The sequence below is a fragment of the Geodermatophilus marinus genome (assembly GCF_003428645.1).
Classification (GTDB): Bacteria; Actinomycetota; Actinomycetes; order Mycobacteriales; family Geodermatophilaceae; genus Geodermatophilus.
Window position 1 is genome coordinate 17,961 of sequence record NZ_QVQH01000016.1, and the last position, 24,327, is coordinate 42,287.

Genomic DNA, 24,327 nt, shown 5'->3' on the forward strand with positions numbered 1-24,327 from the left:
CGGTCCGCCGCGTGGAGCGCCGCAGGTTCCTGCTCACCCTCGCCGCGGGCCTGGTCGGGGCCGCGGTCGGCCGCGGCACCACCGGCCTGGTCGACACCGCCGCCGCGGCCGGCCCCGCCCCCGCGTCCCGTGCCGAGCCCGTGGCCACCGTCCTCGGCGAGGTCCCGCCGGCACCGCCCACGGGTGTCGTCGACCGGCTGCCGGGTGAGGGCGACGGGCTGGCCCTCACCATCGACGACGGCACGGATCCCGAGGTGGTCGCGGCGTTCTGCACCTTCGCCGCCGACACCGGCGTCCGGCTGACCTTCTTCCCCAACGGCCGCTACCGCTCCTGGCTGGACAACGGCGAGCTCCTGCAGCCGCTGGTCGACTCCGGCCAGGTGGCGATGGGCAACCACACCTGGTCGCACCCGGACCTCACCACGCTGCCCGACGACGCGGTCGCCGAGGAGATCGGCCGCAACCGCGACTTCCTGGCCGAGGCCTTCGGCGCCGGCCGGACGCCGTTCTTCCGCCCCCCGTTCGGGGCGCGCGACGAGCGCACCGACGCCCTGGCCGCCGCGGCCGGGCACCCCACCGTCGTCCTCTGGAACGGCACGCTGGAGGACAACCGGCTGCTCACCCCCGGCCAGCTCATGACCGCCGCGCGCCGCTGGTTCACCGCGCAGGCGATCGTCGTCGGCCACGCCAACCAGCGCACCGTGACCGGCCTGTACGACGAGCTGGTCGCGCTGATCGCCGAGCGCGGGCTGCGGACCGTGACCCTCGCCGACGCCTGGCCCTCCGGGCTGGCCCGGGTCGTCCCGGTCGTGGTCCGCGGCGCCGTCGGCTGACCCCGCTCGACCTGCGCGCCGCCGCCCCATCGGCCAGGCTGGGCGCGCGGAGTTCCACGAGCGCGACGGAGGAGCGGATGGCCGGCAGCGGGACGATGGCGGGCCGGGTGGCCCTGGTGACCGGCGGGGCGAGCGGGCTGGGCCGGGCCACCTGCGTGGCGCTGGCCGAGGCCGGGGCGCACGTGGCGATCGCCGACATCGACGCCGCCGGCAGCGAGGGCACGCACAAGCTCGTGGCCGACGCGGGCGGCTCGGCCGAGGTCGTGCCGCTCGACGTCACCGACGACGCCAGCCGCCGGGAGGTCGTCGCGCGGCTGTTCGACGCCCACGGCGACGCCTTCGACGTCCTGGTCAACGTCGCCGGCATCGACCGCCCCGGCTACGTCACCGACATCGACCTCACCGACTACCGGCGGGTGCAGGCGGTCAACTGCGAGGGTCCGGTCTTCCTCACCAGCGAGTTCACGAAGCGGGTGCAGCACCTGCCCGAGGGGCGCACCGCCGACGTCGTGCACGTCGTCTCGCTGTCGGCGATCACCTCGGGCAGCGGCGCGATCGCCTACAACGGCTCCAAGGCCGGGTTCCTCAACGCCACCCGCTGCATCCAGCGGGAGCTGCGCGAGAAGGCCGTCCGGGGCGGGGACGGCACCGAGCGGCCCTTCCCGTGCCGCGTGCAGGCGGTGATCCCCGCGGCCATGGACACCCCCATGATGGAGCAGTGGGGCATCCCGGCCCACCTGATGATGCCGCCGTCCGCCGTGGCCGAGATGGTCCGGTACCTGGTGACGCTGCACCCGTCGGCGTTCGTCCCGGAGATGCAGATCGTCCCCCGCCTGGAGCCGAACTTCCCCCGCTGACCGGGGTACCGGGATGGGGGCGAGCCGCATGAGGAGGCGCAAGGTGGGCAGATCCGTCCCCGAGGACCCGACCCCGGACACCGCGATGGCCTCGGGCAGCGACGCCGGCGAGCCGGGCGGCCACCTCGGGCCCGGCGACCTCGCGCCCGACGAGGAACGGTTGCTGGCCGCCCTCGAGCGGGACGCGGGCGGCACGCCGGCGTCACCGGAGGAGACGACGGCGGAGGTCCGGGCCGCCGAGGACGAGGCGCCGCTGCCGGCCGAGGGCGGGCGCCAGGACGACGGGCTGTCGGCCCGCTTCGCCGCGCCGGGGGACGGGCCGGATACCGGCGGGCCGCCCCCGGACGCCGGCGGGCCGCCCCCGGAGGTCGGCCCGCCGTCTCAGGACGCGCCGCTGCCCGACACCGACTGACCGCGCAGGCGGACGGCGACCAGCGCGACGTCGTCCTCCCCGCCGGCGGGCAGCAGCCGTGCGACGACCTCGTCGCACACCTCGCCGACCGGGGGCCCGCCGCCGAGGCGGTGCAGGATCGCGTCGACCGGCACCGGGCTGCCCGCCACGTCGAGGGTCAGCTCGACCGGGTTGCGCTCGCGCAGGTCGCCGAACGCCGCCGCCGACCGGGCGACCGCCTCCCCGGAGACCACTCCGAGGACGTCGGTCAGCCGCCGGCCCAGGGCGTCGGCCACCGGCACGCCGAGCAGGTCGGGCAGGTTCGCCGAGACCTGGGTGACCACCAGGTCCGGCTCGCGGACCGCGAGCAGCACGCCACGCGGCTGGACGCTGCCCGGGACGTGGATCGGCTCGCGCTCGCAGTTGGTCAGGTCGACCGGCGCGCCCGGCTGCAGCAGCCCCAGGTCCGGCCCGCTCCCCGTCACGCGGGACCCCCCGGGGAGGCCCCCACCGGTGCGCACCAGGCCGCCAGGGCGGCGAACGTGCCGCGGGCGGCACCGACCACCCGCCCGGCGTCCCCGCCGGCGGCCACGTGCGCCCGCGCGACCCGGCGGTAGGCGTGCCACATGGCGCCGGTCTCGCCGCCGTACGGGGCGAAGGCGGCGCCCGCCAGGCCCCCTCCCGGCCCGGGCAGCCCGGCCAGGTGGCGGGCGATGACGGTGCCGCCCAGGGTGGAGCCCTCCAGCACGTACATCCGGCCCAGTGCCTGGTCGGTGTCCTCGACCGCGGGCAGCTCGGGCGCGTCCGCGCCCGGCCCGGCGCCGAGGGCCCGCAGGTCGGCGGCGAACAGGTGGGCGCGCCGGCGCCGGTCCCACTGCACCGCCGCGGCGTCGGCGGGCTCGCGCTGCGCCCACCCCTGCAGACCCGCCTCGGCCGCGGCCCAGAAGCCGTGCAGCCGGCGCAGCACGGCGACCAGCCGCTCGCGGCTCAGCTGCGGGTCCATGAGGGCGAGGGTGGACTCGACCTGCCCGTGCTCGGCAGCGGTGGCGGCCCGCAGCGTCGTGAGGACGTCGGCGCAACCGTCGTCTCGAGGCAAGCCTCTCCTCCCGCTCCGTGCGACACCCGAGGATAGGTCGGCACCGCCGGCCCGGCCCGTCGACGGGGCGGGCCCGACCGGTCACGCCGGCCCGGTCAGCCTCGCCGCGCGCAGGGAGGCGTGCAGCAGCAGCCGGTCGTCCCCGTCGGCGAGGTCGAGGCCGGTCAGCTCGGCGATCCGGCCGAGCCGGTGGTACAGCGTCTGGCGGTGCACGCCCAGCTCGCGCGCCGTCCGGGTCGCGCCGGCGCCGGCGTCCAGCCAGGCCTCCGCGGTCGCGGCGAGCACGGGCTCGGCCAGCAGCGGTGCGACGGCGGGGTCCGGGCCGGGCAGCGCGGCGAGCAGCCGCCAGCTGCCCAGGCCGTCCCAGTGCGCCACGGGGGAGAAGCGGAGCACGGCTCCGGCGACCCGGGCGGCCAGCCGCGCCTGCGCGAAGCGCCCGGCGAGGTCCGCCGTGCCGCGGCCGACCGACGACACCCCGGCCGTGCTCCCGGCGGGCAGGGCGGCCAGCGCGGCGGCGGTGAGCGCGCCGGCCGGGCGCAGGTCGGCCGGCCCCGGCAGCGGCACCCCGACGGCGACCAGGGGTTCCCCGGGCAGGACCGCGGCGGCCGCGCCCGCCCGCGGCGCCCGCCAGCCCTCCGGCAGCGGGCCGGCGGGGCGCAGCGCGACCAGCACCAGCGGCGTCGTGGCGCCCCAGGCCGCGGCCAGCGCCTCGGCCGCCTCGGCCCGGGCCGCGGGCGGCCCGGTGAGCGCGGCGGCCAGCGGGCGGCCGAGGTCGCCGCTCGCCCGCTCGCGCTCGGCCAGCAGCCGGCCGGCCTCGGCGGCCAGCTCCTCGGCCCGGGTCAGGGCCGGGTCGCCGCGGTCGGCGGGGTCGGTCCGCCCGCCGTCGAGCAGCCAGAGGTAGCCGTGCGTCCGCCCGCCGTGCCGCACCGGCAGCACCAGACGGGTGCGGATGCCGGCGGCCGGGTCCTCCGGGGTGCGCAGCGGGCGCTCGGCGGTCGCGATGCCGAAGTCCTCGAACCAGCGGCGGACGGCGGGGGTCGAGCCGCGGCCGAGGATGGACCGGGTGCGGACGGCGTCCATGACCTCCGCGCCCCCGGCCCCCGCGGCGTCCCCCGCCGGGTGGGCGCAGAAGGCGAGCAGGGTGAACTCGGCGTCCTCCAGCGTCACCGGGGCCCCGAGCAGCCCGGCGACCCGGTCCACCAGGTCCTGCAGCTCGTCGCGCACCGGCCCTCCTCGCTGTACAGCTGTACGAGGCACGACCGTACGTCTGTCGGTGGTGGGTGACCCCGGCGGTGCCTAGCGTCGGGGGTGTCGTGCGGGTCCCGAGGCACCGGACCCGCCCCGGACCCGGAGGTGGCCGTGCTCTCCCAGAAGGCCCTGCTGCTCGGCGCGGCGCGACGGCCCGAGCTGCGCCGGCTGGTCACCGGCAACCCCGCCACCCGGCGGGTGGTCGACCGCTTCGTCCCGGGCGAGACGCTGGAGGACGCGCTCGCCGCGGTCCGGCGGCTCACCGGCGAGGGCATCGCGGTCACCCTCGACCACCTGGGCGAGGGCGTCACCGACCGCGCCGAGGCCACCCGCTCGCGCGACGCCTACCTGGCCCTGCTCGAGGGGCTGGCCCCGCTGGGCCTCGGCCGGGCCGCCGAGGTCTCGGTCAAGCTGTCGGCGTTCGGGCAGGCGCTGCCCGGCGGCGGCACCGACCTGGCGCTGGAGCTGGTCCGGCCCGTCGCCGAGGCGGCCACCGCGATCGGCACCACGGTGACCCTCGACATGGAGGAGTCCACCACCGTCGACTCGACCCTGGCCGTGCTGGCCGAGCTGCGCCGCGACCACCCGGGCACCGGGGCGGTGCTGCAGGCGGCGCTGCACCGGACCGAGGAGGACGCGGCCGCGCTGGCCGTGCCGGGCTCCCGCGTGCGGCTGGTCAAGGGCGCCTACGACGAGCCGCCGTCCGTCGCCTTCCAGGGCCGGCACGAGGTCGACGCCGCCTACGCCCGCTGCCTGGGCGTCCTCGTGCGCGGCGCGGGGTACCCGATGGTCGGCAGCCACGACCCGCGGCTGATCGCGATCGCCCGGCGGCTGGCCGGGCAGACCGGCCGGACGCCGGACTCCTGGGAGGTGCAGATGCTCTACGGCATCCGCCCCGGCGAGCAGCGCCGGCTGACCGACGCCGGGGTGTGCGTGCGCGCCTACGTGCCCTACGGCGCCGACTGGTACGGCTACTTCATGCGCCGGCTGGCCGAGCGCCCGGCCAACCTCCGCTTCTTCCTGCGCTCCCTCGTCACGACGTCCTGAATCAGGAGGACCCCCATGGACGGCGTCACCCGCGTCCCCCCGCCGCGCAACGAGCCGGTGCTGACCTACGCCCCCGGCACCCCCGAGCGGGCGGCCCTGCAGCAGCGGCTGACCGAGCTGGCCGCCGACCCGGTCGAGCTCACGATGACCCTCGGCAGCACCCACCGGCTGGGCGGTGGCGAGCGCTTCGACGTCGTGCAGCCGCACCGGCACGCCGCCGTCCTCGGCACGGCGGCGCACGCCACGCACGCCGACGCCGCCGAGGCCGTGCGGTGCGCGAAGGAGGCCGCCCCGGCCTGGCGCGAGCTCTCCTTCGACGACCGCGCGGCGGTCTTCCTCAAGGCCGCCGACCTGCTCGCCGGCCCCTGGCGGCAGACGCTCAACGCCGCGACCGTGCTGGGGCAGAGCAAGACCGCCTACCAGGCCGAGATCGACAGCGCCTGCGAGCTGGTCGACTTCTGGCGCTGGAACGTGCACTTCGCGCGGCAGATCATGGCCGAGCAGCCGGCGTCCTCGCCCGGCGTGTGGAACCGGGTCGACCACCGCCCGCTGGAGGGTTTCGTCTACGCGGTCACGCCCTTCAACTTCACCGCGATCGCCGGCAACCTGCCCACCGCCCCGGCGCTCATGGGCAACACGGTCGTGTGGAAGCCCGCGCCGACCCAGCAGTTCGCCGCGCACTTCCTCATGCGGCTGCTCGAGGCCGCCGGCCTGCCGCCCGGGGTCATCTCGATGGTGACCGGGGACGGGGTCGCCGTCTCCGACGTGCTGCTCGCCGACCCGGACCTCGCCGGCATCCACTTCACCGGGTCCACCGCGGTGTTCCAGCACCTGTGGCGGACGGTCGGGCAGAACATCGGCTCCTACCGCGGCTACCCGCGCATCGTCGGCGAGACCGGCGGCAAGGACTTCGTCGTCGCGCACGCCTCGGCCGACGTCGACGTGCTGCGCACCGCGCTGATCCGCGGGGCCTTCGAGTTCCAGGGCCAGAAGTGCTCGGCGGCCTCGCGCGCCTACGTCCCCCGGTCGGTGTGGTCCCGGCTGCGCGAGGACCTGGTGGCGCAGACCGAGTCGCTGGCGGTGGGGGACGTCACCGACCTCTCGAACTTCATGGGCGCGGTGATCGACCGGCGGTCGTTCTCCCGGCTCTCCGGCGTCCTCGACCGGGTGGAGGACGACCCGGCGCTGTCGATCGTCGCGGGCGGCACCGCCGACGACAGCGAGGGCTACTTCGTGCGGCCGACGATCATCGAGGGCACCGACCCCGGCCACGAGGTGTTCACCACCGAGTACTTCGGCCCGGTCCTGGCGGTGCACGTCTACGACGACGCCGACTACGACGCGGCGCTGGCCCAGATGGAGTCGGCGGCCCCGTACGCGCTGACCGGTGCGGTGATCGCGCAGGACCGGGCGGCGATCGCGCACGCCGAGCGGTTCCTGCGCTTCGCGGCGGGCAACTTCTACGTCAACGACAAGCCCACCGGCGCCGTCGTCGGCCAGCAGCCCTTCGGCGGCGGGCGGGCCTCGGGCACCAACGACAAGGCCGGCGCGCCGCAGAACCTGCTGCGCTGGACCTCCACCCGGGTGGTCAAGGAGAACTTCGTCCCGCCGACGGCGGTGGAGTACCCCCACATGGCCTGAGTGAGTGGATCCGTCGAGGTCACCGCGATGTCACCGCGACGGATCCACTCCGCTCACCAGCGGTCCAGGTGCAGGACGGTGTCCAGCGGCTCGCGCGGGGCGGGCTGGAACGTCTCGCCCGTGTAGAAGGCGGTGGGCACCAGCGCACCCTGGTGCACGCCGTCCGGCAGGCCCAGGATCCCGGCGACCTCGGCCTCGGCGCCCAGGTGCAGCGACGTCCAGGCGGTGCCCAGGCCGCGGGCCCGCGCGGCGAGCATGTAGCTCCACACCGCGGGCAGCAGCGAGCCCCACAGGCCGGCCTGGTTGCCGGCCGGCAGCGGCCCGCCGGTGGCCACGCAGGGCACCACGAGCACGGGGACCTCGCCGAGGTGCTCGCCGAGCCACGCGGCGCTGTCGCCGACCCGCTGCTGCACCTGCGCCCGCTCCGGGCGGTCGGCGAACAACCTCCCGGCGAACCCGCGCGATCCGGCGTACCGGGCGAACTGGGCGCGGTACACCTCGCCGAGGGCGGCGCGCTGCCCCGGGTCGGTCACGACCAGCCAGTGCCAGGTCTGCGCGTTGGAGCCCGACGGCGCCTGCAGCGCCACCTCGAGGCACTCCCGCACCAGCTCCAGGGGCACCGGCCGGGTGAGGTCCAGCCGCCTGCGGACCGCGCGGGTGGTCGTCAGCAGCTCGTCAGGGGTCAGCGGCAGCGTCATGGGCCCACCCTGCCCGACGCCGGCCAGTGCACGCGGCCGTCGGGGGAGCGCACCGCGCCGGCCGCCGGCACGTGCGGTGCGCTGCGCCCGCCGGGGAGCAGGTGCGTGACCGGCACGCCGCGGCCGAGGACGGCGACGTCGGCGACCAGCCGCCGGTGGCAGCGCCACCACACGTACTCGCTGCACAGCACGGCGACGGCCCGGTCAGCGGCCCCGGCCAGGAGCTCGTCGAGCGCGGCGGCGAACCCCGGCGTCCGGGTGTGCGCGGCGTAGGCGGCGAACTGGGCCACGGTCCACCAGTCGTCGGCCACCGGCTCGCCCGCCGGCAGCCGGCGCCGGCCGCCGAGCCGCTCGTCCCACCGGTAACCGATCCCGCTGCGCGGCAGCCACCGCTCCAGCGCCTCGCGGCGGACGTCGGGGTTGCGGCGGCTGCCCGGGAACCGGCGCACGTCGACGACCAGCCCGATCCCGGCGGCGGTGAGCCGGCCGGCCAGGGCCTCGCGGTCGTCGGCGCCGTGGCCGACCGTGAGCAGCGGCACGCCCGACCCCTACCCGCCGCGCGGCCGCGAAGGCGCGGCGGTCATGCTGGTCGGCCGGGCGACGGTGCCCGCGGTGAGGGGAGCGGTGTGGAGACGGCGGGGGAGCGGACGTCCCTGTGGCGGCTGCCGGCGATGCGGGCCCTCGTCGGCGCGACCGCGCTGGGGTTCGTCAGCTTCTGCCTGACCCTGGCCTCCCTGCCGGCCTACGCCGTGGCCGGTGGCGCCCCGGCGGGCACCGCGGGCCTGGTCACGACGGTCTTCCTGGTCGTCACCGTGGCGGGGCAGGCGCTGGTGCCGGCGGCGACCGCCCGGTTCGGCATCGGGCCGGTGCTGGCGGCCGGGCTGCTCGCGCTGGGCGCGCCCGCGCCGCTGTACGCGGTGGACGACGGGCTGGCGTGGCTGTCGGCCGTGTCGGCGGTCCGCGGCGCCGGGTTCGCCGTGCTGACCGTGCTCGGCGCGATGCTGGCCGCCCGGGTCGCGCCGGCCGACCGGCGCGGGGAGGCGATCGGGCTGTACGGGCTGGCGATCGCGGTGCCCAACCTGGTCGCGGTCCCGGCCGGGGTCGCCCTCGTCCTCGGCGGTCAGGTGGGGTGGCTGGCGTGGCTCTCCGCCGCGCCGGTGCTGGCCCTGCCGCTGGTGCCCGGCCTGGTGCGCGCCGTGACCCTCCCGCCGGCCTCGGGCACCGCCTCCGCGGCGGCGGCGCGGGCCGCGATGGTCCCGGCGGCCGTGCTGCTCGTGGTGACCCTGGCCGGCGGGGGACTGGTGACCTTCCTGCCCATCGAGCGTCCCGACGGGGCGCTGGCCACCGTTGCCCTGCTGGTCTTCGGGGTGACCGGGGCGGTCGCCCGCTGGCGGGCGGGGCTGCTGGCCGACCGGCTCGGGACCGGCGCGCTGCTGCCGGCCGGCCTGGTCGCCGCCGCGTTGGGGCTCGCCGGGGTCGCGGCGGGGCTGGTCGCCGGCGACGGGTGGGTGCTCGCCGGCGCGGCGCTGTTCGGGATCGGCTACGGGGCGGTGCAGAACCTCACCCTGCTGCGCGCCTTCGCGCGGGCGGGCGAGAGCGGGGCCACCGCGGCCAGCGCGATGTGGAACGCATCCTTCGACACCGGCACCGCCGTGGGTGCGCTGGTGCTCGGGCTGGCCGCCGAGCGCGCCGGGCTGCCGTGGACCTACACCGCGGTGGCGGTGGTGCTGCTGCTGACGCTGCCGCTGGCCCGGGCGGCGGCCCGCCCGGCGCCGGTCAGCCGGCGAAGCGCTCGGCCAGGGCCAGCTGCGAGCGGATGAGCACGACCTCCTCGGCCGAGCGCCGCAGCCACACCCGCAGCCCGTCGAGGTCGCTGCGGTTCCGGTCGCGGAGGATGCCGAGGTGCAGGTGCCGGGTGGTGGCCTGGGCCCGCTGCGCCGGGGGCAGCCGCCGGCTCTCGGTGCGGGCGATGCCGGTCAGGCCGGCCCCGACGTAGACCAGCTCGCGGATGGTCGGGACCCCTGCGAGCAGCGCGTCGGCGGCCTCGTGGTCGTCGGCGCTCAGCAGGGCGACCAGTTCGTCGGCGGTGCGCCGTCCGGTGGTGTGGGGGTCGGTCACGGCGCCATTGTCGCCCGCCGGACGACGGGCCCGCGGGGCCGTCCGCCGGCACGGGTCGTGCGGTGGCCGCGGGCGGACACCCGCGGGGCCGTCAGCGGGGCCGGTGCCCCCCGTCGTCGCCACCCGCCGCGGGCGGCGGTGCAGCAGCCGGCTCAGGACCCCGGGGGAGCGCGGCGCTGCCGGCGGGCCCTCGACCCGGACCCAGGCGTGCGTGCCCATCGTCATCGCGACCTCCTCGGCACTTCCCGGCAGCTCACCGCGAGCCTGCCGCCCCGACGCTCCCGCGGGAACCCGGGAACACCCTGATCCGCTGCCGGGAGCCGGCGGGGGCCCCCGGCCCGAGGTCTTGAGGGTTCCTTGCGGGAACGCGGCGGGGCTCCTGCGGACCGTCCGGCACCGTTCTCCTCGTCGCCGCGGGGGAACGGCGACGAACGGGAAGCGCCGGCGTCTCCGCAGCACGGGGGGACGGAGCCGCCGGCAGTCCGGGCCGGGACGCCGTGGGGGACGGCGCACCGGCCGGGGGACGCACGGGGCCGGTCGCGAGGGGGATCGCGGCCGGCCCCGCCGCGCGTCCGCGGGCGGGACGGGCGCCGGGGGTGCCGCTCACGCCGACCAGGCCCCCCGGGCGGCGGCCGCGGCGGCGTAGTCGCCGAAGGCCACCGGCGGGCGGCCGGTGATCTCCGCCACCACCCCGTTCGGGACGTCGTCCCCGCGCCGGCGCAGCGCGGCGAAGGCGGGCAGCGCCTGCTGCGCGGCCTCCACCGGGAGCCCGGCGGCGCGCTGCGCGTCCAGGAAGCCCTCGTCGCTGCCGTCGAACTGCACGCGCAGGCCGCTGACCCGCGCGACGGTCGCCACCGCCTCGTCGAAGGTCAGCGCCTCGGGGCCGTGCAGCTCGTGCACCCGCCCGGCGTGGTCGTCGGTGGTGAGGGCGGCGGCCGCGACCGCGGCGACGTCACCGGCGTCGACGAACGCCTGCCGCAGCCCGCCGACCGGCACGGCCACCACCCCGGCGAGCACCCCGGCCCGGAGGAAGCCCTCGTCGAAGTCCTGGTCGAACCAGTTCGGGCGCAGGATCGTCCAGCCGGCCCCGCTCCCGCGCACCGCGCGCTCGGCGCCGAGCAGCCGCTGGTCGCCCATCTCCTCGACCGCGGCGCTGGAGAGCAGCACGACGCGCCGCACACCGGCCCGCACCGCCAGGTCGACGAACGCGGGATCGACCGGCACCCCGTCGGGTGCCATGAGGTACAGGCCGGTGGCACCCTCGACGGCCGCCGGCCAGGTCGCGGGGTCGTGCCAGTCGAACGGCACCGCCCCGGACCGGGAGGCCGGCCGCACCCGGTGCCCCGCGCGGGCCAGCTCGGCGGCGACGCGCCGCCCGGTCGTGCCGGTGGCGCCCAGCACCAGCGTCGTCGGCTCGGACATCGTCGGAGGACCTCCCGCCCGTGGCTGCAGCTGACCCGGACAGGTCTAGCGCGCGGGGGTGACACGTACCGGTCGGGGCCGGGCGACGGTCCGGACACGGAAGCGGCGACGTCCCGTGGACGTCGCCGCTGGTGCGGAGGAGGAGGGTGCGCCATCAGGGACTCGAACCCCGAACCCGCTGATTAAGAGTCAGCTGCTCTGCCAATTGAGCTAATGGCGCGTGCCGCCCGGGGGGCCGGGCAACGGGGGAGAACGATACCAGCGCCCCCGACCCCCGTGCCGCCCGACCCCGGCCCGGCGCCACCGGCTCCGCCGTCCCGGCGTGGACACTGGGAGGCCGTGCCCGGCGCCCGCCGGGCGCGTGACACGGGAGGGGACGTCATGCGACGCACGGCCGTGCTGGTCACGACAGGGGCACTGCTCCTGCTGACCGGCTGCCAGGGGAACGGCAGCGGGGGTGCGGTGGCCGCCGGGACGACCACCTCGACCCCGCCGGCCCCCTCCGCGGCGGTCGAGCTGACCCCGGCCGACGGCGCCACCGACGTGGCCCCGGCCGACCCGGTGGAGATCTCCGTCACCGACGGCGAGCTCACCGAGGTCACGGTCGTCGACGACGCGGGCGCCGAGGTGCCCGGTTCGGTCGCCGACGCCCCGGACGGCGCCGGCGCCGAGCTGTGGACGCCGGAGGACGACCTCGACTACGGCACCACCTACACGGTCACCGCGACCGCCGAGGGGGCGGACGACGCGACCGCGGAGGCGGTGGCCACCTTCACCACCGTCACCCCCGACGTCCTCACCACCCCGGGCATCGGGCCCCTCGACGGCACCACCGTGGGGGTCGGCATGCCGATCCGGGTCTACTTCGACGAGCCGGTCACCGACCGGGCGGCGGCCGAGAGCCACCTGCTGGTCACCAGCTCGCGGCCCACCGACGGCCGGTGGAGCTGGTTCTCCGACACCGAGGTGCACTTCCGGCCCTCGACCTACTGGCCGGCCGACACCGACGTGACCCTGGAGGCCGACCTGCACGGCGTCGACCTCGGCGGCGGCGTCTGGGGGGAGAAGGACCGCACGGTCGCCTTCCACGTCGGCGACCGGCACGTCTCGATCGCCGACGCCGCGACCCACACCCTCGAGGTGTACGACGGCGACCGGCTGGTGCAGACCTGGCCGATGAGCGCCGGCAGCCCCGAGAACCCCAGCCACGACGGCCCCCACGTGGTGACCGAGCTCAACCGCAACCGGGTCATGGACTCGAGCACCTACGGGGTCCCCGTGGACAGCCCCGACGGCTACCGGACGCCGGTGGAGTACGCCGTCCGCCTGTCGAACAACGGGGAGTTCGTGCACGCCGCCCCGTGGTCGGTCGCGCAGCAGGGCCACGAGAACGTGTCGCACGGCTGCATCAACCTCTCCACCGAGCGGGCGGCCTGGTTCTTCGAGTTCTCCCGGCCGGGGGACGTCGTGGAGATCCGCAACTCGACCGGCCCGGACCTGTCCCGCGCCGACGGCGACATCTCCGACTGGACGATCCCCTGGGACGAGTGGGTCGCCGGCAGCGCGCTGGGCTGAGCGCGCCACCCACCAGGCGTTTCACCGCCCGCCCGCCGGGGAACTGAGCGATCCGCCCGTCCCCGAGCGCGAGGAGATGACCGTGGACACGTGGGTGATCGTGCTGATCGTCGTCGCGGCGGTGGTGCTGCTCGCCGTCCTGGCGCTCGCCATGGCCAAGCGCAGCCGCATCAACGGCGCGCGCAAGCGGGAGCAGGCCCGCGAGCACCTGCGGGAGGCGGAGCAGCGCCACGCCCAGGCGGAGCGGGACCGCGCGGCCGCCGAGGAGCAGGCCGCCCGGGCCCGCCGGGAGCGCCTGGAGGTCGAGGAGCGGACCCGCCTGGCCGAGGAGGAGGCCGCGCAGCGGGCGGCCGCCGCGCAGGAGCACGCCTCGGCCGCCGAGCAGCTCCGGGCCAAGGCGGACAAGCTGGCTCCCGGCCTGGCCGACCGGGACCGGCGGCACGTCGTCGAGGGCGGCACCGCGGTCGAGGGTGGCACCGCTGCCCAGGGCGACACCGTCGTCCAGGGGCGCGCGGGGGAGGGGCACCCGACGCCGGCCGGGGACGAGCACCCCACCGGCGGCGCCACCCGCCGCTGAGGCGGCGCGGCCCGGTGGCCGCCCGCTGCTGACCGGCCGATGAGTTCCGGCGCTCCCGCGGGTCCTACCCCGCGGGGGCGCCGTCCGGGCGCCCCGGACCGGAGGGCGCCATGACCGACCTGCTCGCCATCGGCACGCGCAAGGGCCTCTTCCTCGCCCGCAGCGACGACGACCGCCGCACCTGGACACTCGACGGCCCCCACCTCCTCGCCCAGGAGGTCGCGGCCGTCGCCGTCGACACCCGGCGGGCGCGGCCGCGCCTGCTGGCCGGCATCCAGTACGGCCACTGGGGCCCCACCGTGATGCGCTCCGACGACCTCGGCGGCACGTGGGAGGAGACGGAGTCCGGCGCGATCCGATTCCCCGAGGGCACCGGCGCCGCGCTGGCCCGGGTCTGGCAGCTGCGACCCGACACCGCCGAGCGGCCCGACGTGGTCTGGGCCGGCTGCGAGCCGCACTCGCTGTGGCGCAGCTCGGACGGCGGCGCGAACTTCGAGCTCGTGCGCGGCCTGTGGGACCACCCGCACCGGCCCACGTGGGAGCCCGGCGCCGGCGGCGGTGCGGTGCACACGGTGCTGCCCGACCCGGCGTCGGACCGGGTGACGGTCGCGATGAGCACCGGCGGCGTGTACGTCAGCGAGGACGGCGCGGAGAAGTGGCAGCCGCGCAACCAGGGGATCAGCGCGGTCTTCCTGCCCGAGCCGCCGCCCGAGTACGGCCAGTGCGTGCACAAGGTGGCCGTCGACGCCGCGGGCCCGGACCGGATGTACGCGCAGAACCACTTCGGCGTGTTCCGCACCGACGACGGCGGCGCGAGCTGGACCTCGATCGCCGAGGGCCTGCCGGCCGACTTCGGCTTCCCGGTCGTGGCCTCGCCCTCCACCCCGGGCACCGCCTGGGTGGTGCCGCTGGTCGCCGACGTGCAGCGGGTGCCCCCCGGCGGCCGGCTGCGGGTGCACCGCACCCGGGACGCCGGCGCGACGTGGGCCGAGGTCGGCGCCGGGCTGCCCGACGCCTCGTGGACGGCGGTGGTGCGGGACGCGGCCTGCGCCGACGAGGGCGACCCCACCGGCCTCTACGTCGGCACCCGGGACGGCTGCGTCTACGCCAGCCGCGACGAGGGCGACACGTTCACCACCGTCGCCGCCCACCTGCCGGACGTGCTCGTGCTCCGCGCGGCGCGGCTGCCGTGACCGCGGTGGAGGTCCTGCTGCCGGGGTCCCTCGCCGACCTGGCCGGCGGCGAGCGGCACCTGAGGGTCGACGCCGGGGGCGGGACCCTGCGCGACGTGCTGGACGGGCTCGACGCCGCCCACCCGGTGCTCGGCCGGCGGATCCGCGACGAGGCCGGGGCGATCCGCCGGTTCGTCAACGTCTACGTCGACGGCGACGACGTGCGCTTCGCCGGGGGCCTCGGGACCGCGGTGCCCGAGGGCGCGACGGTGCAGGTGCTGCCCTCGGTCGCCGGCGGCTGACGAGCGGCCGGGCCCGGCAGGACGGGGGACCTGCCGGGTCCGGCGGGGTGCGGGAGGCCGGTCCCGCGGACGGGGGGTGGTCAGAGGGTGGCGAGCGTGGCGCACTCGGCGCACAGCTGCCCGGGCTCGTAGCCCTCCGGCGGCCACACGGTCTCCTCGTCGAGCGCCACGTAGGCGCCGCACAGCGCCTTGCGGCTGCGGCCGTTGACCCGGCCGATGGTGGCGTGCGCCGGGCCGATCTGCCGCGCGACCAGGCCCTCCGCGCTGCCCACCGAGCCGACCATGACGACCGCGTGCGCGGTCCCGTAGGAGTAGGCGAGCGTCATGGGGCCAGGGTCGCCAGCGGCACCGGTGCGGGACCAGCACCGGCGGCGGGCGTGTCCGGCACAGCGGTCCCACCGTGCACACCGACCCCGTGCACCCCGACCCGGGTGTTCACCACCGCCGGACCGGCGGGCCGCCGTCGGTCCCGTCCAGGACCTCCTGGATGCGCCGCGCCGGCGCCACGTCGCGGTCGGTGCCGCAGTCGCAGGAGCGGGTGCGCAGCACGAGGGCGAGGCCGTCGGGCAGTTCCTCGGCGATGGCGCGGTGGTGCAGGTCCTGCTCGGCCCGGCGGATGCGCGCCAGCAGCAGACGCATCCGGCCGGGGTCGAGCACGGCGGTCCGCCGCAGTCCCGACTGTCCCCGCCCCAGCCGGGCAGACCTGGGACGGCGGCACCCGCGCGGGACGTCGTCCGGGCGCCGGTCGCGCGACCTCGGCTCGGCGCTCCCCGCGTACCGCGGCCCCGGCGCGCCCGGGGTCAGCCGGCGGCCGGCCGGGCGGGCAGCTTGACGACGTCCGCGGTCACCGAGTCGCCGACGAGCCGGGAGGGGGCCGGGCTGTCGTAGACGACCAGCAGCCGGTGCTCGTCGGCGTCGACCAGACCGATGCCCTCGGCGTGGTCGTCGCCGTCGCCGAAGGGGATCTCCACCTCGCGGGTCAGCGCCTCCCCGCGCACCACCTGGGGCGTCTCGGCCGCGCACGCCCCGTGCCAGCGGTAGACCCGCACCGGGCCGTCGAGGTCCATGGTCGGGCCGGCGAGGACGAGCAGGTCCTCGCCGTGCGGGCACAGGTCGCGCACGCCGAGGCCGTCCATCCGCAGCACGTGCTTGCGGTAGCGGCGGCCCCGGCAGAAGCGGGTCAGCCGCAGCCGCGCGGGGTCGTCGGGGTCGACCTCCGGCCGCAGCTCCAGGACGACGGCCCAGCCGCGCAGCACGGGCCCGCGCAGGCCGAGGTAGACCCGGTCGCCGCGCACCGCGATGCCCTCGACGTCGAGGCCGTTGTCCTTGCCGGGGAGCGGCAGGAACGGGGCCAGGTGCTCGTCGTCGGCCAGCAGCTCGCGGAGGTCGCGGCCGCGGGTGCCGAAGACGGCGGCCCGGTGGGTCCGGCCGTCGACGGTCAGCTCGCGGACCGGGGTGGGCAGGCCGCCCACGTCGGCGACGGGGAGGCGGACGATCACCTGGCGGTTGGCCTGGCCGGTCACCCGCGCGAGCCGGCGCAGCGCCTTCTCGCCGTCGTGCTCGTCGCGGATCCGCCGGCGGCGCAGGCTGTGCGATCCCACCGCCCAGAGGAAGTGCCCCGAGCGGGCCAGACCCTCGACGTCGGCCTCCTCGTCGGCGTCGGCGCCGGGCAGGTCGACGAGGTCGGCCAGCCGGAAGGTCGTCTGCGCGGCGTACTCGGACGGGTGGTCCGGGTCGTCGGCCACCAGTCGCTCGACGGTGGCCGTCTCGTCCCCGGCGACCCACAGGACCGGCCCGTCGCTGCGGACGGCGGAGAGGTTGGTGTGGGTCGCGGACGTGCGGGAGGAGTGGGAGAAGGTCAGCCGGACGGAGCGCTCGACGGTCATGGCGGCGCACCCTGGCACGGGATCGGCCGGACGGGGAGTCCTCCGCGCGTGGCGGCGGTCACGCGGTCGTGAACCGCCAGCGGGTCTGGCTGTAGGGGGCCTTGCCGAACCCGAAGGCGGTCTCCGGGCGCACCCGGAACACCAGCGCCGGCCCGCCCTCCCCGGCGAAACCGCCGTCGACCACGTCGAAGTGCCACTCCGCGCCGTACTTCGCCTCCCAGGCGTCGGCCAGGACCTGGAGGGTCCCGCGGTCGGTGACCCGCCGGGCGGTCCCCTCGAGGACGACGTCGAGCCCCTCGTGCAGCGCACCGGTGCCGGTGGCCAGCGCCACCCGCGGGTCGGCCGCCAGGTTGCGGGCCTTGCGCTCCTCCGCGCCGGTGCAGAAGTGCAGCGCGCCGTCGTGCCACACGGTGATCAGCGGGGTCACGTGGGGACGGCCGTCGGGGCGGACGCTGACCAGGAACGTGGTGCCCGCGGCGGCGAGGGCGTCCCGGGCCTCCTCCCACGTGCGGGGCGCGGCGCCCGGGTCGCCGTAGCGCGCGTCGATCTCGGTGGTCGGTGCAGTCGTCGTCATGGCGTTCCCCTCTCGTCCCCGGTACCGACCCCCCGGGCGCCGGGGGATCATCGGTGCCGGACGCGCCGGTACCGGGGTGAGGGCCGGTCAGCAGCAGGCCGCCGGGGGCCTGCCGGGGGCCGCCTGCGCACCGCTGCCGCAGCACGCCGTCGCCCCCGGGTCGGTGGGCGCGGACGGGCCGGTGCCGAAGGTGGGGCTGTCGGCCAGCACCGTGTAGACCTCCCAGCGCTCGCCGTCCGGGGCGGTCAGCCAGGCCTTGTCCTGGGTGGCGTAGCAGCAGGTGGTGCCCATCTCCTCGTCGGCGAGGAGCCCGGCGGCGGTCAGCCGGTCGATCTCGGCGCGCACGGTGCCCGGCGAGTCGACCTCGACGCCGAGGTGGTTGACGGTGCCCCCGGAGCCGGGGTTCTCCAGGAGCACGAGCTTGAGCGGCGGCTCGGCGACGGCGAAGTTGGCGTACCCGGGCCGCCGCTTGGCCGGCCCGGTGCCGAGGAGCGTGGAGTAGAACGAGACGGCCTGCTCGAGGTCGTCGACGTTGAGGGCGAGCTGGACGCGGGACACGGGAACCTCCGATTGGTGAGACATATGTCGAACTAGCGGCACCACCGTGCTCGCTCTCTCGACATATGTCAAGAAGGTGGCAGACTGGGTGCCATGCCGAAGGCCCTGCCCGTCGTCGACACCTCCGCGCCCGTGTGCTGTGCGCCGGTCGCGGCCGCGCCGATGGGGGAGGACGACGCGGTGGGGGTCGCGCTGCGGCTCAAGGCACTGGCCGACCCCACCCGGCTGCGCCTGCTCTCCCTGCTGATGGCCCGCGGCGAGGTCTGCACCTGCGACCTGGCGCCGGCCGTGGGCCTCACCGAGGCGACGGTGAGCCACCACCTCGGGCAGTTGCGGAAGGCCGGGCTCGTCTCGGGGGAGCGCCGCGGGATGAACGTGTACCACCGGGCGCGCCGGGAGGCGCTCGGTGCGCTCGTGCGGGTCCTCGACCCCGACTGCTGCTGACGCGGCACTCCTGGCGCGGCGCCCCCGGGGCGACCGGCGGCGTTCACCGGCTGTTCGCTTGACCGGCGGGTGCGGCCGTCGTTGCATCAGCGCGTGCTGACATCACCGGTGACTGACGAGTTGCTCCGGGCGCTCGCCGACCCCACGCGCGCGCGGATCGTCGAGCTGCTGGCCGCCGAGCAGCTGTGCGTCTGCCACCTGGTGGAGCTCACCGGGGCGACCAGCAGCAACCTGAGCAACCACCTGCGCGTCCTGCGCGGCGTGGGTGCGGTGGAGGCCGAGCCCGCCGGCCGGTTCACCTACTACCGGCTGCGCCCGGAGGTGCTGGAGGTCGTCTCCGCCCACTACGCCGGGCTGGCGTCGCGGGCCCGCCTGGCGCTGGTGGTGAAGCGGCCGTGCGACTGAGCCTGCTGGCCCGCCAGGCGGTCGCGGAGTTCCTCGGCTCGGCCGGGCTGGTCGCCGTCGTCATCGGCTCGGGCATCGCCGCCTCCCGGCTGTCCCCGACCGACCCCGGGCTGCAGCTGCTGGAGAACGCGCTGGTCACCGGCGCCGGGCTGGTCGCGCTCATCCTGGCCTTCGGCCCGGTCTCCGGCGCGCACCTCAACCCCGTCGTCACCCTCGCCGCCCGCGCCTTCGGCGGGGTCGGCAACCGCCAGGTCGCCGCCTACCTGCCCGCGCAGTTCGCCGGCGGCGCCGTCGGGGCGGTCATGGCCAACCTGATGTTCGACCTGCCAGCGGTGAGCATCGCGACCACCGACCGCGCAGCGGCCGGGCTGTGGCTGTCCGAGGTGCTGGCCACCTTCGGCCTGGTCGTGCTGGTCTTCGGGCTGGTGCGGGCCGGCCGCGGAGGTCTGGCCGCCTTCGCCGTCGGCGCGTACATCGCCGCCGCCTACTTCTGGTCCTCGAGCACCTCGTTCGCCAATCCCCAGGTCGCCGTCGCCCGGATGCTGTCGGACACGTTCGCCGGCATCGCGCCGGTCTCGGTGCCGATGTTCCTGCTCATGCAGCTGATCGGCGCGGCCGCCGCGGTGGCCGTGGTCGCGCTGCTCTACCCGGAGACGGCCGAGCGCGCCGAGCGGGCGGTCGTCCCGCACGAGCACCCCGTGCCGCACGCCGCCGGTGCCGCCGCGCCGGAACCCTCCGGTGCCGGGCCCACCGGTACCGCCCCCGGTCCCGCGTCCGAGCCGGCGCAGGGAGGAGCACGGTCATGACCGCGTGCACGCCCGAGCCGGGCCCAGGCGACCCCCAGGCGTGGCGGGTCCTCGACGACCTGGTCCGCGACCACGCCGACCGCTTCTCCCGTGACGAGGTCGTAGCTGTCTACCGGGACAGCCACGACCGGCTGGCCGCCTCGGCGCGGGTGACCACTTTCCGGCCGGTGCCCGCCGGCCGGTTCGCCCGCGAACGGCTCGACGCCCGCGTGCGCGACCTGATCGCCTCGCTGCTGCCCGGGCTCCCCCCGGCCGGCGCCGCTCTCCCCTCCGGCACCCGCTGACCACCGGCCCGCCCGGCCGCAGCGGGCGCCCGCCAGACCATCCCGACCCAGCACCCCGCCCACCCGAGAGGACCGGCGTGACCGACCGCCCCAGCATCCTGTTCGCCTGCATCCACAACTCCGGCCGCTCCGTGGCCGCGCAGGTCCTCGCCCGCCACCACGGCGGGGACGCCGTCGAGGTCCACTCCGCCGGCTCCGAGCCGGGCGCCGGCGTCAATCCCGCCGTGGCGCAGGTGCTGGCCGACCGCGGGCTGCCGGTCGACGACCACGTGCCCACGCTGCTGGACGCCGACCTGGTCCGCGCCGCCGACGTGGTGGTGACGATGGGCTGCGGCGAGACCTGCCCGGTGTTCCCGGGTAAGCGCTACGAGGACTGGCCGGTCGAGGACCCGAAGGGCCAGGACCTCGACACCGTGCGGCGGATCGTCGACGACGTCGAGACCCGGGTGCTCACCCTCCTCGCCGAGCTCGCGCCGGCGCGGAGCTGACCCGTCCCGCCGCGCATCGGTGGGCCCCGGCCAGGCGGCCGGGGTGCCGCTCGTAGCGGTCGGCGGGGAGTAGACGCGGGTGCCGCCCTCAGGGTCGAGGACGCTGGTGACCTCGACGAGGTGGGCCACCCGGCGGGCGAACAGCACGCAGTCGACCAGGACGCCGACACAGACGCCGACGGCCGGGTTGTGGGTGACCGGGGTGACCGCGACGGTCGACAGCATCTCGGTGGTCTCGCTGCGCGGCATGCGGTGGATGGTGCGCATGCTGTGCCAGTCGAAGGTGGCGATCGACACGAAGACCATCACCGCGACGAGGGCGGCCATCGGGATGATCGCGACCACGTCGCCGAGCGCGACGACGAGGACGAGCAGGAAGGTGCCGGCGAGGAAGGTGGACAGCCGGGTCCGCGAGCCGGGCGAAGTCGGGGTAGGCGGCCTCGTGGGCGGTGGCGTCGATGGCGATGACCCCGCCGGAGATGACGGCGTCCATGCAGGGGCCGAAGCCGGCCTCGTACTGGCGCTGGTCGAGCTGGGCGGCCGGGCCCCCCGGGTGGCCCTGACCCCGGCGGTGGGGGCCGCTGCCGTCACGCGCCTGCTCAGCGGTCGCCCCCGCGGCGACCGGGGCGTGGATCGGGCAGGACGCCGGTGGTGCAGAGCTCCTCGGCGAGGTCGACGACCTTGCGGTTGGTGTGCGAGGAGGCGCCGACCAGGATGCGGAAGGCCTCGTCCGCGGTGACCTTGAACCGCTCCATGAGGATGCCCTTCGCCTGGCCGATCAGGTCGCGGCTGGCGACCGCCGCGCGCAGGTGCTCCTCCTGCTGGGCGCCGGCCAGCGCGATGGCGGCGTGGCTGGCGAAGACCAGCCCGACCGACTCGGACTCCTCGTCGAAGGCGTGCGGCCGACGCGCGTAGAGGTTCAGCGCCCCGAGAGTGCCGCCGGTGACGAACAGCTGGAAGCTCAGGAGGCTGCCCATACCCGCCCGGGCCGCCTCTCGGGCGAACCGCGGCCAGCGGGCCTCGGCGTCGATGTCGTCGATCCGGACCGTCTTCTCCTCGTAGACGGCGTCCAGGCACGGGCCCTCGCCGAGCCGCTCCTGCACGAGGTCGATCACGCGCGGCAGTTCGCCGGTCGGCGCGCGGGACTCCACCCGGCGGCGGTCGATCACCAGCGTGACGCCGCAGTCGTCGCTGCCGGGCACCGAGCGCACCGCCGCGGCGGTGATGGCCCCCAGCGTCGCCTCGACGTCGCCGTGCTCCTGCTGCAGCGCCCGGGCCACCTGCCCCATGATCTCGCCCAGGTTGGGCAGCGCACCCTCACCGCCTGGCCCGACGCCCGTGGCCGAGGCAGGACGCTGCTCCTCGTCGCTGTGCTCCGAGCGACCGGCTCGATCGGGGCTCCCGTCCATCCACCGACCCTAGGGCGGACCGGCCGACCCGGGCACCCCTCGGGGATCGGGCGGCGCCGGGCAGGGAGAAGGCCCCGGTCGGTCGCCCGACCGGGGCCTCTCCTCGTGGGGTGAGTGACGGGGCTCGAACCCGCGAGTGAGGCCGGTCCCGGGCCTGGTGGCCCGGCGAATCCGCAGGATAGCGGCCTTCTCGTACGTCCCGGAGCGGTTCTGAGCGGTCTACAGCGGTCCTGAGCGGTCAGTTGCCCCCGGATCTGCCCCCCCAGCTCGGCGTGGTGACCGAAGAGGTTCATCGCCACCGGGCCGGCAGTCGATTGGGTGCCGCCACTGATGGTGGCGGTCGCCCTGGCACAGCAGCCTTGGGGGATGGCGCGGTGCAGACCGGGCTGCAGCCCGGCTGCCGGCCACGGAATCCGTCTGGAGGAGGCGCATGGACCTCACGCTGCCGGTCGACTCGATCGCGATCGCGGCCGTTCTCTGCTGTGCTCTGGTGGCGGGCTTGCTGTTCTCCTTCGCCGTCGTGGTGATGCCGGGCTTCCGCGGGCTCGGGGACCATGAGTTCCTCAGCGCGTTCCGCGCCGTCGACGGCGTGATCCAGGCCGGGCAGCCTGTCTTCCTCGCTGTGTGGGCCGGGTCGGCTGTCCTGCCAGTGCTCGCGGTCGTGGTGCGCCTGCTGTCCGAGGGTGGCCCGGGTCCGGGGCTGCTCGTCGCTGCGGCCGCCGTTTCCGTGGTCGGCGTGCACCTTCCGACGGTGGCGGTGAACATCCCGCTCAACAACCGGCTGCAGGCGGTCGACGTGGGCGTTCTCGACGGACCGGGGGCCGAGCGGGTCCGTGTCGGGTTCGAGTCGCGGTGGACGCGCTGGAACCTGGCGCGCACCGTCGCGTCCGTCGTGGCCGTGCTGCTGCTCGTCCTCGCACTGGCCGGATGATCCGTTGCGGCGACTCCTGAGCCTTCTCGCACTCGGCAGCGCAACCTTGCTCGTTCTCGGCGTCGGTGGTCCCGCGCAGGCACGGGTGCCCGTCGGGTCGATCGAGGATGTCGTCGACCGCGAGCTGGCCCCCTCGGGCGTCCCCGGCCTGGCCTACGCCGTGGTGGCCGACGGCCGGATCACCTCGGTCGGCGGGCGCGGCGTGGTCAGGGGCGGAGGAGACGTGGAGGTCACGCCGGACACGGCCTTCGTGACCGGCTCGATCTCGAAGAGTTTCACGGCACTGGCCGTGATGCAGCTGGTCGAGGCGGGCGAGGTCGACCCGGACGCCGAGGTCTCGCGCTACCTCGACACCTTCTCGGGCCGACCCGCCGGCGCGATCACGGTCCGGCAGCTGCTCAGCCACACGAGCGGCTTCTCGACGCTGCAGGGCAACGTCTCGCACACCGACACCACCGGCGGCGCGGACGAGCTCGCGCGCCGCGTGGACCGGCTCGCCGCGGCCACTCCGGCCTACGCACCCGGCGAGAAGTGGGAGTACTCCAACGCGAACTACGAGATCCTCGGGCGCCTGGTCGAGGTCGTGAGTGGACAGGAGTTCCAGGACTACGTCGCCACGAACGTCCTGGAACCGGTCGGCATGGAGCACAGCTTCGTCGCCGACGGCGAGGTCCATCCGGCGATGGCCACCGGGCACACCCCGTGGTTCGGTGCCAAGCGTCCGCTGCCCACGGGCGTGACCGAGCGCGGAACGGCTCCTCAGGGCGGGATCGTCGCGAGCGCCGGCGATCTGGCGCGCTACCTGCTGGTGATGATGAACGGCGAGGACGACGTGCTGAGCGCGGCGGGCAAGGCGTCGATGATGCGCCCGGCCGGCGGAGCATCCCCGTTCTACGGCTTCGGCTGGTTCGTGGATTCCGGCAACGGGCGCGTCTGGCACTCCGGCTCCACACCCGGTTTCGAATCGCTCGCCACGATGGTCCCCGCCGAGGGGAAGGGGGTCGTGGTGCTGGTCAACGGAGGAAGCGGAGTGGGCTTCGGGGAGACGGCCCAGCTCCGCAACGGCATCACCGCCGCGGCGTTGGGCTTCGACTACGAGGGCGAGGGGTCCCGCATCTTCCAGAAGGCTCTGTTCGTCGCTCTGGTGCTCCTGCCGGTGATCTACCTGCTCAGCATGGTCTGGGCGTGGCGTCACCGCGGCGAGATCCGCGCCAAGTCGGGCGCCTTCGGGCTGTTCAGCCTGTGGTTCCCGCTGCTCACCACGGCCGGCGCGGCATGGGTCGTCCTCGACCTGGTGCCGAGGCTGCTCGGCTCACCGCTGCGCACGATCCGCCTGTTCCAGCCCGATCTCGGTCTGGCGATGACCGCCACCGCCGTGACTGGCGTGCTGTGGGCTGTCTTCAGGCTGGCCGTCGCGTACACCGGACGGTCCGGCTCGTCCTGACCTGTCGCGCGGAAGTGATCGACGTAAATGGGTGCCGCCACGGATGGTTCGCAGTGGGAGGGAGCGCGAGCGTGGGTTCACGACGCGGAGGCCCTGCGCGTCACCGGCGGCACCAGGCGCC

At 76.4% G+C, this 24,327-nt stretch carries 30 protein-coding genes and 1 tRNA gene; 17 read left to right on the top strand and 14 right to left on the bottom strand.

What is annotated here, in order from left to right:
• The first annotated feature begins 11 nt into the window (after positions 1-11).
• The 3 genes from D0Z06_RS16595 to D0Z06_RS16605 all read left to right on the top strand — a co-directional run bounded on the left by D0Z06_RS16595 (position 12) and on the right by D0Z06_RS16605 (position 2,102).
• Positions 12-833 (top strand): polysaccharide deacetylase family protein, encoded by an 822-nt coding sequence (locus D0Z06_RS16595; protein ID WP_199522369.1) that lies wholly within the window; start codon positions 12-14, stop codon positions 831-833.
• 77 nt (positions 834-910) lie between these two features.
• Complete coding sequence (locus tag D0Z06_RS16600) at positions 911-1,690, top strand: SDR family NAD(P)-dependent oxidoreductase (RefSeq protein WP_117378669.1); 780 nt, start codon at positions 911-913, stop codon at positions 1,688-1,690.
• A gap of 43 nt (positions 1,691-1,733) precedes the next feature.
• Positions 1,734-2,102 carry a hypothetical protein gene (locus D0Z06_RS16605; protein ID WP_199522370.1) on the top strand — a complete coding sequence of 123 codons (369 nt, stop codon included), beginning with the start codon at positions 1,734-1,736 and terminating at the stop codon, positions 2,100-2,102.
• On the opposite strand, the gene D0Z06_RS16610 is transcribed toward D0Z06_RS16605, so the two are convergent.
• The 3 genes from D0Z06_RS16610 to D0Z06_RS16620 all read right to left on the bottom strand — a co-directional run bounded on the left by D0Z06_RS16610 (position 2,072) and on the right by D0Z06_RS16620 (position 4,401).
• Entirely contained in the window at positions 2,072-2,566 is a 495-nt protein-coding gene (locus tag D0Z06_RS16610; protein WP_117378737.1) for a hypothetical protein, read from the bottom strand. The genes D0Z06_RS16605 and D0Z06_RS16610 overlap by 31 nt on opposite strands.
• Positions 2,563-3,177, bottom strand: a complete 615-nt coding sequence (locus D0Z06_RS16615) for a biliverdin-producing heme oxygenase (protein ID WP_117378670.1) — start codon at positions 3,175-3,177, stop codon at positions 2,563-2,565. Before D0Z06_RS16615 ends, D0Z06_RS16610 begins: the two co-directional genes overlap by 4 nt.
• 81 nt (positions 3,178-3,258) lie before the next feature.
• A complete protein-coding gene (locus D0Z06_RS16620) occupies positions 3,259-4,401 on the bottom strand; it encodes a PucR family transcriptional regulator (RefSeq protein ID WP_117378671.1) in 1,143 nt (380 codons plus the stop codon).
• 135 nt (positions 4,402-4,536) lie between these two features.
• Between D0Z06_RS16620 and D0Z06_RS16625 the strand changes: the two genes are divergently transcribed.
• Complete coding sequence (locus D0Z06_RS16625; protein ID WP_117378738.1) at positions 4,537-5,472, top strand: proline dehydrogenase family protein; 936 nt, start codon at positions 4,537-4,539, stop codon at positions 5,470-5,472.
• Between the two features lie 15 nt (positions 5,473-5,487).
• On the top strand, positions 5,488-7,113 hold the full coding sequence (pruA, locus tag D0Z06_RS16630; RefSeq protein ID WP_117378672.1) for an L-glutamate gamma-semialdehyde dehydrogenase: 1,626 nt from the start codon (positions 5,488-5,490) through the stop codon (positions 7,111-7,113).
• 53 nt (positions 7,114-7,166) lie between these two features.
• Here pruA and D0Z06_RS16635 read toward each other — a convergent pair whose 3' ends face one another.
• Both D0Z06_RS16635 and D0Z06_RS16640 read right to left on the bottom strand, forming a co-directional pair.
• Complete coding sequence (locus D0Z06_RS16635) at positions 7,167-7,811, bottom strand: nitroreductase family protein (protein ID WP_117378673.1); 645 nt, start codon at positions 7,809-7,811, stop codon at positions 7,167-7,169.
• Entirely contained in the window at positions 7,808-8,350 is a 543-nt protein-coding gene (locus tag D0Z06_RS16640) for a DUF488 domain-containing protein (protein WP_117378674.1), read from the bottom strand. The genes D0Z06_RS16635 and D0Z06_RS16640 overlap by 4 nt, the downstream gene beginning before the upstream one ends.
• An 87-nt stretch (positions 8,351-8,437) precedes the next feature.
• Here D0Z06_RS16640 and D0Z06_RS16645 point away from each other — a divergent pair, with 87 nt between their 5' ends.
• The gene (locus D0Z06_RS16645) at positions 8,438-9,631 is read left to right on the top strand and encodes an MFS transporter (protein WP_233517745.1); all 1,194 of its coding nucleotides are present in this window, start codon (positions 8,438-8,440) and stop codon (positions 9,629-9,631) included.
• Here D0Z06_RS16645 and D0Z06_RS16650 read toward each other — a convergent pair.
• The 3 genes from D0Z06_RS16650 to D0Z06_RS16660 all read right to left on the bottom strand — a co-directional run bounded on the left by D0Z06_RS16650 (position 9,588) and on the right by D0Z06_RS16660 (position 11,571).
• Complete coding sequence (locus D0Z06_RS16650) at positions 9,588-9,929, bottom strand: hypothetical protein (protein ID WP_117378740.1); 342 nt, start codon at positions 9,927-9,929, stop codon at positions 9,588-9,590. The genes D0Z06_RS16645 and D0Z06_RS16650 overlap by 44 nt on opposite strands.
• 603 nt (positions 9,930-10,532) lie before the next feature.
• On the bottom strand, positions 10,533-11,351 hold the full coding sequence (locus D0Z06_RS16655) for an NAD(P)H-binding protein (RefSeq protein ID WP_117378675.1): 819 nt from the start codon (positions 11,349-11,351) through the stop codon (positions 10,533-10,535).
• A 147-nt stretch (positions 11,352-11,498) separates the two neighbouring features.
• Positions 11,499-11,571, bottom strand: a tRNA-Lys gene (locus D0Z06_RS16660).
• A 161-nt stretch (positions 11,572-11,732) separates the two neighbouring features.
• Between D0Z06_RS16660 and D0Z06_RS16665 the strand changes: the two genes are divergently transcribed.
• The 4 genes from D0Z06_RS16665 to D0Z06_RS16680 all read left to right on the top strand — a co-directional run bounded on the left by D0Z06_RS16665 (position 11,733) and on the right by D0Z06_RS16680 (position 14,977).
• Positions 11,733-12,926, top strand: coding sequence for a L,D-transpeptidase (locus D0Z06_RS16665; RefSeq protein ID WP_117378676.1), 1,194 nt, complete (start codon positions 11,733-11,735; stop codon positions 12,924-12,926).
• An 82-nt stretch (positions 12,927-13,008) separates the two neighbouring features.
• Positions 13,009-13,503 carry a hypothetical protein gene (locus D0Z06_RS16670; RefSeq protein WP_199522371.1) on the top strand — a complete coding sequence of 165 codons (495 nt, stop codon included), beginning with the start codon at positions 13,009-13,011 and terminating at the stop codon, positions 13,501-13,503.
• Positions 13,504-13,613: 110 nt separating this feature from the next.
• Entirely contained in the window at positions 13,614-14,696 is a 1,083-nt protein-coding gene (locus tag D0Z06_RS16675) for a WD40/YVTN/BNR-like repeat-containing protein (protein ID WP_117378677.1), read from the top strand.
• 5 nt (positions 14,697-14,701) lie between these two features.
• Positions 14,702-14,977 (top strand): ubiquitin-like small modifier protein 1, encoded by a 276-nt coding sequence (locus tag D0Z06_RS16680; protein ID WP_117378741.1) that lies wholly within the window; start codon positions 14,702-14,704, stop codon positions 14,975-14,977.
• Positions 14,978-15,057: 80 nt separating this feature from the next.
• Here the strand turns inward: D0Z06_RS16680 and D0Z06_RS16685 are convergent, their stop codons facing one another.
• The 5 genes from D0Z06_RS16685 to D0Z06_RS16705 all read right to left on the bottom strand — a co-directional run bounded on the left by D0Z06_RS16685 (position 15,058) and on the right by D0Z06_RS16705 (position 17,995).
• Positions 15,058-15,303 (bottom strand): hypothetical protein, encoded by a 246-nt coding sequence (locus tag D0Z06_RS16685; RefSeq protein ID WP_117378678.1) that lies wholly within the window; start codon positions 15,301-15,303, stop codon positions 15,058-15,060.
• A gap of 109 nt (positions 15,304-15,412) precedes the next feature.
• Positions 15,413-15,616, bottom strand: coding sequence for a hypothetical protein (locus D0Z06_RS16690; protein WP_147332075.1), 204 nt, complete (start codon positions 15,614-15,616; stop codon positions 15,413-15,415).
• A 161-nt stretch (positions 15,617-15,777) separates the two neighbouring features.
• Positions 15,778-16,863, bottom strand: a complete 1,086-nt coding sequence (locus D0Z06_RS16695; protein WP_117378680.1) for a DUF3616 domain-containing protein — start codon at positions 16,861-16,863, stop codon at positions 15,778-15,780.
• A 58-nt stretch (positions 16,864-16,921) separates the two neighbouring features.
• Positions 16,922-17,437: a pyridoxamine 5'-phosphate oxidase family protein gene (locus D0Z06_RS16700; protein ID WP_117378681.1), complete on the bottom strand. Its 516-nt coding sequence runs from the start codon at positions 17,435-17,437 to the stop codon at positions 16,922-16,924.
• An 87-nt stretch (positions 17,438-17,524) separates the two neighbouring features.
• A complete protein-coding gene (locus tag D0Z06_RS16705) occupies positions 17,525-17,995 on the bottom strand; it encodes an ArsI/CadI family heavy metal resistance metalloenzyme (protein WP_199522372.1) in 471 nt (156 codons plus the stop codon).
• Positions 17,996-18,088: 93 nt separating this feature from the next.
• Between D0Z06_RS16705 and D0Z06_RS16710 the strand changes: the two genes are divergently transcribed.
• The 5 genes from D0Z06_RS16710 (at position 18,089) to D0Z06_RS16730 (ending at position 20,422) form a co-directional block, all read left to right on the top strand.
• Entirely contained in the window at positions 18,089-18,439 is a 351-nt protein-coding gene (locus tag D0Z06_RS16710; RefSeq protein WP_117378683.1) for an Rv2640c family ArsR-like transcriptional regulator, read from the top strand.
• 93 nt (positions 18,440-18,532) lie between these two features.
• Complete coding sequence (locus D0Z06_RS16715; RefSeq protein WP_117378684.1) at positions 18,533-18,844, top strand: ArsR/SmtB family transcription factor; 312 nt, start codon at positions 18,533-18,535, stop codon at positions 18,842-18,844.
• Complete coding sequence (locus D0Z06_RS16720; RefSeq protein WP_199522373.1) at positions 18,835-19,650, top strand: aquaporin; 816 nt, start codon at positions 18,835-18,837, stop codon at positions 19,648-19,650. The genes D0Z06_RS16715 and D0Z06_RS16720 overlap by 10 nt, the downstream gene beginning before the upstream one ends.
• Positions 19,647-19,934 carry a three-helix bundle dimerization domain-containing protein gene (locus D0Z06_RS16725; protein ID WP_117378685.1) on the top strand — a complete coding sequence of 96 codons (288 nt, stop codon included), beginning with the start codon at positions 19,647-19,649 and terminating at the stop codon, positions 19,932-19,934. The genes D0Z06_RS16720 and D0Z06_RS16725 overlap by 4 nt, the downstream gene beginning before the upstream one ends.
• 77 nt (positions 19,935-20,011) lie before the next feature.
• A complete protein-coding gene (locus D0Z06_RS16730; protein ID WP_117378686.1) occupies positions 20,012-20,422 on the top strand; it encodes an arsenate-mycothiol transferase ArsC in 411 nt (136 codons plus the stop codon).
• Positions 20,423-21,021: 599 nt separating this feature from the next.
• On the opposite strand, the gene D0Z06_RS16740 is transcribed toward D0Z06_RS16730, so the two are convergent.
• Positions 21,022-21,831: a GAF and ANTAR domain-containing protein gene (locus D0Z06_RS16740; RefSeq protein WP_117378687.1), complete on the bottom strand. Its 810-nt coding sequence runs from the start codon at positions 21,829-21,831 to the stop codon at positions 21,022-21,024.
• Between the two features lie 430 nt (positions 21,832-22,261).
• Here D0Z06_RS16740 and D0Z06_RS16745 point away from each other — a divergent pair, with 430 nt between their 5' ends.
• Positions 22,262-22,762 carry an anthrone oxygenase family protein gene (locus D0Z06_RS16745; RefSeq protein ID WP_117378688.1) on the top strand — a complete coding sequence of 167 codons (501 nt, stop codon included), beginning with the start codon at positions 22,262-22,264 and terminating at the stop codon, positions 22,760-22,762.
• A gap of 4 nt (positions 22,763-22,766) precedes the next feature.
• Positions 22,767-24,206: a serine hydrolase domain-containing protein gene (locus D0Z06_RS16750; protein WP_117378689.1), complete on the top strand. Its 1,440-nt coding sequence runs from the start codon at positions 22,767-22,769 to the stop codon at positions 24,204-24,206.
• Positions 24,207-24,327: the final 121 nt, after the last annotated feature.